The sequence below is a fragment of the Mesorhizobium sp. M4A.F.Ca.ET.090.04.2.1 genome, from assembly GCF_003999085.1.
Classification (GTDB): domain Bacteria; phylum Pseudomonadota; class Alphaproteobacteria; order Rhizobiales; family Rhizobiaceae; genus Mesorhizobium.
The window spans coordinates 1-9,137 of sequence record NZ_RZOT01000219.1 but is presented as its reverse complement, the minus strand read 5'-3'; the positions used below and the strand labels follow the sequence as shown (position 1 = coordinate 9,137).

At 65.8% G+C, this 9,137-nt stretch carries 9 protein-coding genes and 1 pseudogene; 5 read left to right on the top strand and 5 right to left on the bottom strand.

The window, feature by feature from the left end; translation table 11 throughout:
• The 5 genes from EN781_RS16800 to EN781_RS16780 form a co-directional block, all read right to left on the bottom strand.
• Positions 1-573, bottom strand: a 573-nt coding sequence (locus EN781_RS16800) for a malate dehydrogenase (RefSeq protein ID WP_127400162.1), incomplete at its 3' end; no start/stop codon positions are given.
• A gap of 330 nt (positions 574-903) precedes the next feature.
• Positions 904-2,106, bottom strand: a complete 1,203-nt coding sequence (gene zapE / locus EN781_RS16795; RefSeq protein ID WP_126057449.1) for a cell division protein ZapE — start codon at positions 2,104-2,106, stop codon at positions 904-906.
• Positions 2,107-2,215: 109 nt separating this feature from the next.
• Positions 2,216-2,755, bottom strand: a complete 540-nt coding sequence (locus tag EN781_RS16790) for an AprI/Inh family metalloprotease inhibitor (protein WP_126057448.1) — start codon at positions 2,753-2,755, stop codon at positions 2,216-2,218.
• A 216-nt stretch (positions 2,756-2,971) separates the two neighbouring features.
• The gene (locus tag EN781_RS16785; RefSeq protein WP_126057447.1) at positions 2,972-3,415 is read right to left on the bottom strand and encodes a VOC family protein; all 444 of its coding nucleotides are present in this window, start codon (positions 3,413-3,415) and stop codon (positions 2,972-2,974) included.
• A 42-nt stretch (positions 3,416-3,457) separates the two neighbouring features.
• Positions 3,458-5,065 (bottom strand): hypothetical protein, encoded by a 1,608-nt coding sequence (locus EN781_RS16780; protein ID WP_127400161.1) that lies wholly within the window; start codon positions 5,063-5,065, stop codon positions 3,458-3,460.
• Here EN781_RS16780 and EN781_RS16775 point away from each other — a divergent pair.
• The 5 genes and pseudogenes from EN781_RS16775 to EN781_RS16755 all read left to right on the top strand — a co-directional run.
• Positions 5,040-6,050 carry an MBL fold metallo-hydrolase gene (locus EN781_RS16775; RefSeq protein ID WP_127400160.1) on the top strand — a complete coding sequence of 337 codons (1,011 nt, stop codon included), beginning with the start codon at positions 5,040-5,042 and terminating at the stop codon, positions 6,048-6,050. The two genes, EN781_RS16780 and EN781_RS16775, sit on opposite strands and share 26 nt — an antisense overlap.
• Before the next feature lie 80 nt (positions 6,051-6,130).
• A complete protein-coding gene (locus EN781_RS16770; protein WP_126057444.1) occupies positions 6,131-6,292 on the top strand; it encodes a DUF1328 family protein in 162 nt (53 codons plus the stop codon).
• A gap of 193 nt (positions 6,293-6,485) precedes the next feature.
• Complete coding sequence (gene dapF, locus EN781_RS16765; protein WP_126057443.1) at positions 6,486-7,370, top strand: diaminopimelate epimerase; 885 nt, start codon at positions 6,486-6,488, stop codon at positions 7,368-7,370.
• Positions 7,370-8,653 (top strand): tRNA (N(6)-L-threonylcarbamoyladenosine(37)-C(2))-methylthiotransferase MtaB, encoded by a 1,284-nt coding sequence (mtaB, locus tag EN781_RS16760; RefSeq protein ID WP_126057442.1) that lies wholly within the window; start codon positions 7,370-7,372, stop codon positions 8,651-8,653. Before dapF ends, mtaB begins: the two co-directional genes overlap by 1 nt.
• Before the next feature lie 12 nt (positions 8,654-8,665).
• Positions 8,666-9,137: pseudogene (locus EN781_RS16755) on the top strand (signal recognition particle-docking protein FtsY); the annotation flags it as partial.

The window sequence follows — 9,137 nt, the reverse complement described above, 5'->3', positions numbered from 1 at the left end:
GCCGGAGACCGTCGAATAGCGGATCATCGGCACCATCGAATCGCCGTGGCCGCCGAGCACGAAAGCGGTGACGTCCTCGACCGAGACCTTGAACTCCTCGGCCAGGAAATAGCGGAAGCGCGCGCTGTCGAGCACGCCGGCCATGCCGACGACATGGGTCTTGGGCAGGCCGGAGAACTTCTGCAGCGCCCACACCATGGCGTCGAGCGGGTTGGTGATGCAGATGACGAAGGCCTTCGGCGCGTATTTCTTCAGCCCGGCGCCGACCTGTTCCATGACCTTGAGGTTGATGCCGAGCAGGTCGTCGCGGCTCATGCCCGGCTTGCGCGGCACGCCGGCGGTGACGATGCAGACATCGGCGCCTTCGATGCCGGCATAGTCGTTGACGCCGGTCAGCCTGGCGTCGAAGCCGTCGACCGGCGACGACTGTGCGATATCCAGCCCCTTGCCCTGCGGAATGCCCTCGGCGATATCGAACAGAACCACGTCGCCGAGGTCCTTGAGGCCGATCATATGGGCGAGCGTGCCGCCGATCATGCCCGAGCCGATAAGCGCTATCTTGTTGCGTGCCATGTGAGGATTTTTTCCCTTTGTCTGTGACGGCGCCAATCTTTAGCGACTTGCTGACGGCGTCGAGGAAGGAGGCCGAATGCTGCGGGGAACCCGTGAGATTTCGCCGCACCCAATAGCTCCGGTGGATAGAAAATTCAAACGATTATTTTGGAGCGAGCATTTTCAATCGGTTAGATAATTTGGGTTTTACGTAAACGTCAAAATTCCTAAGCCGACTTGGGAGAATTTACACAATGAAGATGGAGATCAGAAGGCTGGCGGCGAGCGATGACGCCCTTGTGATGGCGGTGCCCAATGGGCGTCCGGGCGAGCCACATGGGCTGGCCGAGGTTACGCCCGCACCTGCTGCGCCTCCGGCGATGCCATCGCCCCGTCCTTCCGTCTTTCGGCCCAGTCCTCCAGCCACTCATGCCCCTGCATCTCGATCAGGCGCGAGGCCGTGCGCTCGAACTCGAACACCTCGTTGCCGCGTTTGGCCGTATAGAGCCCGGGCGGCGGGGCATCGGCGCTCACCACCAGCCGCGTGTGATGGTCGTAGAGGGTGTCGATCAACAGGATGAAGCGCTTGGCCTCGTTGCGCTTGCCCTCGCCGAGCACCGGCACATGGTCGATGAAGATGGTGGAGAAGCGGCCGGCGATGGCCAGGAAATCGCGCGCTCCGAGCGGCCTTTCGCAAAGATCGGCGAAGGAAAAGCGCGCCGCGTCGCCGGCCGCGCGCGGCACCACGACCTGCCGGCCCTTCACCGTCAGCGTCGTCTCCGCTACCGGCTTGCCATGCGTCATCGCCCGCCACGCCTCGTCGAGGGCGGCGTCGGCCGCCGCGTCCGCCGGCGCGACATAGACCGCCATGCGGCTGAGCTTCTCGAGGCGATAATCCTTGTCGTTGTCCAGCGTCATCACCTCGGCATTGCGCTCGAGCAGGCCGATGAAGGGCAGGAAGAGCTGCCGGTTCAGCCCGTCACGGTAGAGACCTTCGGGCGCGACATTGGAGGTGGCGACCAGCACGACGCCATTGGCAAACAGTGCCGAAAACAAACGCGACAGGATCATCGCATCGGCGATGTCGGTGACGGAGAACTCGTCGAAGCACAGCACCCAGGCCTGCTCGGCCAGCGCGCGCGCCACCGGCGGGATCGGGTCGTCCTCCTTGGCGTCGCCGTTCTTGCGCGCCTGCCGGTGCTTCTGGATGCGGTCCTGCACATCGGCCATGAAGTCGTTGAAATGCACGCGGCGCTTGCGCCTGACCGGCAACAGCTCGAAGAACATGTCCATCAGCATGGTCTTGCCGCGGCCGACGCCGCCATGGATATAGAGGCCCTTGACCGGTGCCGGCGGCTGCTTGCGGGCGAACAGCCAGCCCAGCGCGCTCGATTTCTGCGCCAGCCTTTTTGCCGAGATCTCGTCGGTCAGCCGATCGAGCGCGGCGGCGATGCGCTCCTGCGCCGGATCGCGCGCGATGGCGCCGGTCTCGACCAGATGGTCGTAGCGCTGCCTGACGGTCGCATGGGTTTGGAGGCCGTCACGCAGGTGCATCGGTCACGTCGTTCTTGAGCACATCCAGGAAAAGTAGCCGCTTTCCCCCCGTAATTGGAGCGGCTAGGCGACTCTTTCGAACGCTGAACCGCCCCAGGGCGGTATCGCCTTATCTTGTAAGCGAGATCGGCAGGCCGGTGGAAGTCTGGCCGTCGAATTTCTCGCCGCCCGAGGAATAAAGCCTGGCCAGCGTGCCGCCATTCTCGTCATAGAGGGTCAGCTGCTTGCCGGCGACATTCCAGGACTTGATGCCGTCGATCGGCGCCGGGCAATGCAACGGACCGGCGCGGTAGCCGGCGCCGAACTTGGTCTGCGGCGTTGCCACCTTGCAGCTCTGGCCGGAAACGCTGGCGTTCCACACACCGGCGACGCTGGCCGCGGTGAGGTCCGGCGCCCCTGCGGGTGCGCTTCCATCCGGCGGCAGCGAGGCGACCTGGCCGTTCGCCGGCGCGGTCGGGAACTGCGAGGCGTCGGCGGTGCCGGGAGCTGCCGGCGGCGGCAGCTGGTTTCCGGTCACCGTGCCGGCGGGCGCGGGCGTCAGCGGCGCCGGCTGCTGGTCATCCATCGACGAGAATCGCGACGTCGAGCAACCGCTTGCAATCAGTGCGGCCAGCGATACGGCCACCAGACCGGTCTTCGAAAAAGTCATTCCTACCTCCGTCGGACCCGGCTGGGGGGACGCCGTCCGCGCAATCTCTCCCTCCACCAAGATGGAGAAGGTGGCAGAATTTCAACCCGATATGGTTAAAATAGGGTTTTCGGGGCAATTGTTGCAATTTTGTCGCAACAGGCGTGTGACCCTCGAAGGTCCAATTATGGCGCGCCTCGATGAAGCCCGTTGTCGTCGGCAATATCCGGCGCGGCCCTATGCGGAAAGCCCCGCGCTCGGCACGAAGACATAGCCGTCCGGACCGACGACATAGCATTCGCGCAGGCCATGCGGCTTGTCGATCGTGCCGGCGAGCACGATGTGGCCGAGATCGCGCGCCCGCGCCTCGATCGCATCCGGATCGGCACCATAGAGGCGCAGCTCGATGCCCGTCCCGCGCGTCTCGGCGCCGGCGATGACGCCGCTCATCTCATTGTCGAGATAGGAATGGTCGGCATGCAGCATGAATATCGAGCCCAAGAGTTCGATCGCCGCGAAATCCTCGTCGACATAGATGATGCGGGCGCCAAGCACGTCGCGGCAGAAGGCCTCCATCGCCGCCATGTCGGTGACCAGCAGGTTGACGCCGATGCCGCGCGGCAGCGAGCGGCCGAAATCCTCGGCCTTCATCCACGGTGTCTTGGTCCGCTTCATTGCCATCGTGCTGCCCTCGGAAATTACGGGGATGTCGCTGGAACGGTCTCAGCGCGGTTCGAACTGGTAGAGCGGTTGCGCGAGCGCCACCGGGGGCCGCAGCAAGTCGGCGCAGCGGCGGTCCAGGTCGAGGGCCAACTGATGGGCTCGCAGCGCCGCCGTCTTCCAGGCGCCGGCTGTTTTCAGCAGGGCAAGCGCATCCGACGGGCGGTTGGCCGCAATCATGAGGTCGGCGGCGACGATGCGATCTTCCGGCGCGATGGTTTCGCCAGCCTTCAGCCTGCCCGCCAGCCCGACCCACTGTTCCCAGGGGAAGGCCGCTGTGAGCTGTTTTGGGCGATGTGGCGGTTCGGCCTCATTGCCTTTCATGAAAGGCGCCAGCGTCGATCGAGCCAACGCCCTGTCAACGAACGACTCCGCCGTTTCGCCTTGCATCTCGGAGATCAGGGCATGACGCAGATTGTCCTCCCGTTCGCGGCGACCAAGAACATAGTCGATCCCATTGAGCATAGCCGCCGTGACGGCATCGGGATTGTTGATCGGGTCGAGCTGTTTTGCTGCAATCTGCGCGTTGAGCGCCCCTGCCACTGTAGGGCCAAGCCGCAGATCACCGGTCTGGTTCACGAGAGTCAGCAAGATGGCGGCCTGCGGAGAATGGTCAATCAGCTGCCCGATTGGCCTGATGGCTGAACCCATACCGTTTTGACGGTCGAGCGCCTGTACCTGCGCCGGCTGTTTGGAAATGTCGAAGAACGGGCGAAGATTGGCAGAGTTGAGGGCGTTGCGAAGATAACCGGTATGACGCTTGTCGATTAATGCCGCGGGCGGAAGGCGGTCGAGGTAGGCGACGTAGTCGGAGAGGTCGTCTTCTGCTGCCCGCATCTCGAGCGCTAGGAGCCAAACGCCTGCTTCTTCAGCCCTTTGGGCGAGCTGCGACTTTGCCTGATCATCGAGAGCGGACAGCGCCTGCGCAATTCCTTTGGCGGCGACCGACGCTTGGTAAAGATCCGACGTCTGCAAGCGCGCCAGTTCGTCCAGAAGCCAGTCGCCATCATCCTCCATGACCAGCGCGCGCCAGGCGGATTGGCCAAGCTGTGGCACAATCGACTGTGCCTTGGGCAGCGGCTGCATGCCGGCAATCATCGCCGCCCGGTCCGGCGTTGTTGCATAGGCAAGTCTGAGTTCGACAATGCGCTGCGGCGGATGACTGCGTTTTTCCAGGCTCGCCAGAAGCGCCGAGCCTTCGGTGTAGGCAAGGCCGCCATAGCGTATCTTCAGATACGCGGCGTCATCCCCGAAACGGTCGCGCCAGAAATTCGGGAACGTTGCCGGTTCGGCAAGCAGGAAATCGCCCGCGTCCAGGATGGCTGGCGCAAAGGCGCAAGCGCCGGGCTGCGTCTGCGCGGCAGCCGGCGCTATCGGCGCGGTCCCCATGATCGCCGCCACGACTGCAAGAACTGCCTGCCGACGCATGGTTTCCCCCTCCATTCCGCCGACCGATTGTATACCGGAAATCATCGCCGGCGCCAGCGCGCGGCCTCTGGCCAGAGCATGCACCCGTCCCAAATGCTTGCGCCAGATGGCATCGATCCTATCTTGCAAGAGGAAGAAACATGCCGGAGCCGCAGCCTTGGCCGCAAGAAAGACAGCCGCCAACCGCTATTATCGCGGCCCGCCAAGCGATCATTTCGACGGCACCCTGTTCTTCAATCCCAATGGCAAGCCGCCCGGCCGCTTCGCCGACCTCCTGCGATGGCAGTTGGGCGGCGAGCGCGCGAAATGGCCGGCGGCCAATCCGAGCCCGTTCCATCAGGCGAGGCCGGACGAGCGCGTCGACGGCGCCGCGCTGCGCCTCACCATGGTCGGCCATTCCTCGCTGCTCATCCAGACGGCGGGGCTGAACATCCTCACCGATCCGGCCTGGTCGCAGCGCGTCTCGCCGCTGTCCTTTGCCGGGCCGAAACGTGTCAACGCGCCGGGCATCGCCTTTTCCCAGTTGCCGCCGATCGACCTCGTGCTGGTCAGCCACAACCATTACGACCATCTCGATCTCGCCACGCTGAAGCGGCTGAAGGCGAGGCACGACCCGCTCGTGATCACGCCGCTCGGCAACGACGCCATCATCGACGCCGCCGTCCCCGGCATGCGGCTCAGCGCGCATGACTGGGGCGACAGGCTCGACCTCGGCAAGGATGCCGCCATCCATGTCGAGCCGGTGCACCACTGGTCGGCGCGCGGCGCGCGCGACCGGCGCATGGCACTGTGGGCGGGGTTCGTGGTCGAGACGCCAAGCGCAAAAATCTATTTCGCCGGCGATACCGGCTTCCATGGCGGCGCCAACTACCGGCTGAGGGCCGAAAAGCATGGCGGCTTCCGCCTCGCCATCCTGCCGATCGGCGCCTATGAGCCGCGCTGGTTCATGGAGCCGCAGCACCAGAATCCCGAGGAGGCGGTGCAAGGCATGATGCTTTGCAACGCAGCCCACGCCGCAGGCTGCCACTGGGGCACCTTCCAGCTCACCAATGAGCCGATCGACGAGCCTGCCCGCAAACTGGCCGAGGCGCTCGACGCCGAGCGCCTGCCGCGCGAACGTTTCCGCGCCTTGCGGCCGGGCGAGGTGTGGGATGTGCCGGCCGCCTAGCCCAGGAGCTGGCCGACCACAGGAACCCAAGCCGACAAGAGGCGTTGACCCAACAGCGCAATTCGGCTGGGAGCCTTTCCATGATCAAGTGGATCATCATTCTTCTTATTGTCGCCGCGGCGGCGAGCCTGCTCGGCATGCCGGCACTGGCAGGCGCGGCCGCCACCGGCGCGCGCGTCCTGATCGGCGTCGTCCTCATCATCTTCCTGCTGATCGTGCTCGGCGTCTTCGCGGTTACCTAGGCCCGACGTCTTCGCCGTCGGCTAGGCGCGACGTCTTCGTCGTCGCCAAGGCGCGACGTCTTCGCCGTCGCCGGGCCCGGTGTCTCCGTCGTGGCCGGTTCGGCGTCTTCGCCGTGGCTTCAAGCGCGCCGCACTGGTAATTCCCGCCCGTTTCCGCCATATAGCGCCAAACGGACATGGAATGACCGGTTAGATGGCAGGCACCGCCCCCTTCGCCAAGATGAATGGCATCGGCAACGAGATCATCGTTGCCGATATGCGCGGCCGCGCCGACCGGGTGACGCCGGCGGCGGCGATCGCGCTCAATGCCGATGCCGCGACCAAGTTCGACCAGATCATGGCGATCCACGATGCGAGGACGCCGGGCACCGCCTATTATGTCGACATCCTGAATTCCGACGGCTCGGGTGCGCAGGCCTGCGGCAACGGCATGCGCTGTGTCGTGCAGGCGCTCGCCGCCGAGACCGGCCAGAAGAGCTTCACCTTCGAGACCCGGGCCGGCATCCTCAACGCCAAGGAACATGCCGATGGCACGATCTCGGTCGATATGGGCGCGCCGCGCTTCGGCTGGCAGGACATCCCGCTCGCCGAGGAGTTCCGCGACACCCGCATGATCGAGCTGCAGATCGGCCCGATCGACGCGCCGGTGCTGCATTCGCCCTCGGCCGTCTCGATGGGCAATCCGCACGCCATCTTCTGGGTCGATCGCGACGTCTGGTCCTACGAGCTCGACCGGTTCGGCCCGCTTTTGGAAAACCATCCGATCTTCCCCGAGCGCGCCAACATCACCATCGCGCAGGTCACCTCGCCCGAAACCATGGTTATCCGTACCTGGGAACGCGGCGCCGGCCTGACCAAGGCCTGCGGCTCGGCCGCCTGCGCCGCCGTGGTGGCCGCTGCCCGCACCAAGCGCACCGGCCGCAGCGTCTCGCTGATGACGCCCGGCGGCGGCTCGCTGCATGTCGAATGGCGCGACGACGACCACGTCATCCTGACCGGTGCCGCCGAATGGGAATTCTCCGGCAGCTTCGACCCTTCGACCGGCACCTGGGCCCGCGACACCGAAAGCGCGGCCTGATGGCGATAGACGTCGTCACCTTCGGCTGCCGCCTGAACACCTATGAGTCCGAGGTGATGCGCCGCGAGGCCGAAAGCGCCGGCCTCGGCGCGCTCGAGGGCGGCGCCGTCATCTTCAACACCTGCGCCGTCACAGCGGAAGCGGTGCGCCAGGCCAAGCAGTCGATCCGCAAAGCCCGCCGCGAGAACCCGCAGGCACGCATCATCGTCACCGGCTGCGCGGCGCAGACCGAGCCGCAGAACTTCGCCGCCATGGACGAGGTCGACCTCGTGCTCGGCAATGAAGAGAAGCTGAAGGCGAATTCCTATCGCGCGCTCCCCGATTTTGGCGTCAACGACACCGAGAAGGCGCGCGTCAACGACATCTTCTCGGTGCGCGAGACGGCCGGCCACATGGTCGATGCAATCGAGGGCCGGGCGCGCGCCTTCGTCCAGGTGCAGAATGGCTGCGACCATCGCTGCACCTTCTGCATCATCCCCTATGGCCGCGGCAATTCGCGCTCGGTGCCGATGGGCGCCGTGGTCGAGCAGATCAAGCGGCTGGCCGGCAATGGCTATGCCGAGATCGTGCTGACCGGCGTCGACATGACCAGTTTTGGCGCCGACCTGCCGGGCGCCCCGAAGCTTGGGAAGCTGGTGAAGACGATCCTGCGCCAGGTGCCAGAGGTGAAGCGGCTCAGGCTGTCCTCGATCGATTCCATCGAGGCCGACGAGGACCTGCTGGACGCCATCGCCACCGAGCCCCGGCTGATGCCGCATCTGCATCTGTCGCTGCAGTCGGGCGACGACATGATCCTGAAGCGCATGAAGCGCCGCCACCTGCGCGACCAGTCGATCCGCTTCTGCGAGGAGGTACGCAAGCTGCGCCCCGGCATCGTCTTCGGCGCCGACATCATCGCCGGCTTCCCGACCGAGACCGAGGCGATGTTCGCGAACTCGGAAAAGATCGTCGAGGAATGCGGCCTGACGCATCTGCACGTCTTCCCGTTCAGCCCGCGCGAAGGCACGCCCGCCGCGCGCATGCCGCAGGTGCGGCGCGAGGTGGTCAAGCAGCGCGCGGCCCGGCTTCGCGCCGCCGGCGAGGCCGCCTATCGCCGCCATCTCGCCGCCCTTGCCGGTACGCGCCAGTCGATCCTGGTCGAGCGCGACGGCCTCGGCCGCACCGAGGGGTTCACGCTGGCCGCCATCGACGCCGGGGCACCGGGCAAGATCGTCGAGGCTGTTGTTACGGGCCATGACGGCGCCCGCCTCCTGGCCGCGTCGCTTGCCGCGCGCGCCGCCTGAGATACGCAAAACATGGCTGGTTTCTTCAAGAAGATATTTTCGTTCGGCAAGAAGGAAGTCGTCGAGGAGCGCGTCGACGAGACGGCACCCTTGCCGCCGATCAAATGGGATGCGCTGGACGCGCTGAAGCCGGCGGCCGAGGAGCCGAAGCCCGAACCTGCACCGGACATTCCGCCGGCGCCGGAACCCGTCATCCCGCCGGCACCTGAGCCGGTCGTTCCGTCCGAGCCGGAGCCGTTGCCGCAGCCCCTGCCGGAGGAAGAGCCGCAACCTGCCCCGGAGAAGCCGGAGCCGCCGGCACCGGAGGAAGTGCCCGTTCCGCCCGAACCTGCACCTGAGCCGGTGCCCGCGCCGCAAGAGGTACCGCAGCCGGAGCCGGCGCCCGTCGAAGTGCCGACGACGCCCAGCGAAGTCCCGGCCGAGACGCCGGCACCGATCGAGGTGCCGCCGGCAGCGCCACGTTCTATCGAGCCATCTTTGGAGG

Coding starts and splice junctions, on each gene's coding strand:
- EN781_RS16785 (WP_126057447.1), bottom strand. CDS start 3,415: ATGGCAATGAAGCGGACCAAGACACCGTGGATGAAGGCCGAGGATTTC.
- EN781_RS16770 (WP_126057444.1), top strand. CDS start 6,131: ATGATCAAGTGGATCATCATTCTTCTTATTGTCGCCGCGGCGGCGAGC.
- EN781_RS16790 (WP_126057448.1), bottom strand. CDS start 2,755: ATGACTTTTTCGAAGACCGGTCTGGTGGCCGTATCGCTGGCCGCACTG.
- zapE (WP_126057449.1), bottom strand. CDS start 2,106: ATGCACCTGCGTGACGGCCTCCAAACCCATGCGACCGTCAGGCAGCGC.
- dapF (WP_126057443.1), top strand. CDS start 6,486: ATGGCAGGCACCGCCCCCTTCGCCAAGATGAATGGCATCGGCAACGAG.
- mtaB (WP_126057442.1), top strand. CDS start 7,370: ATGGCGATAGACGTCGTCACCTTCGGCTGCCGCCTGAACACCTATGAG.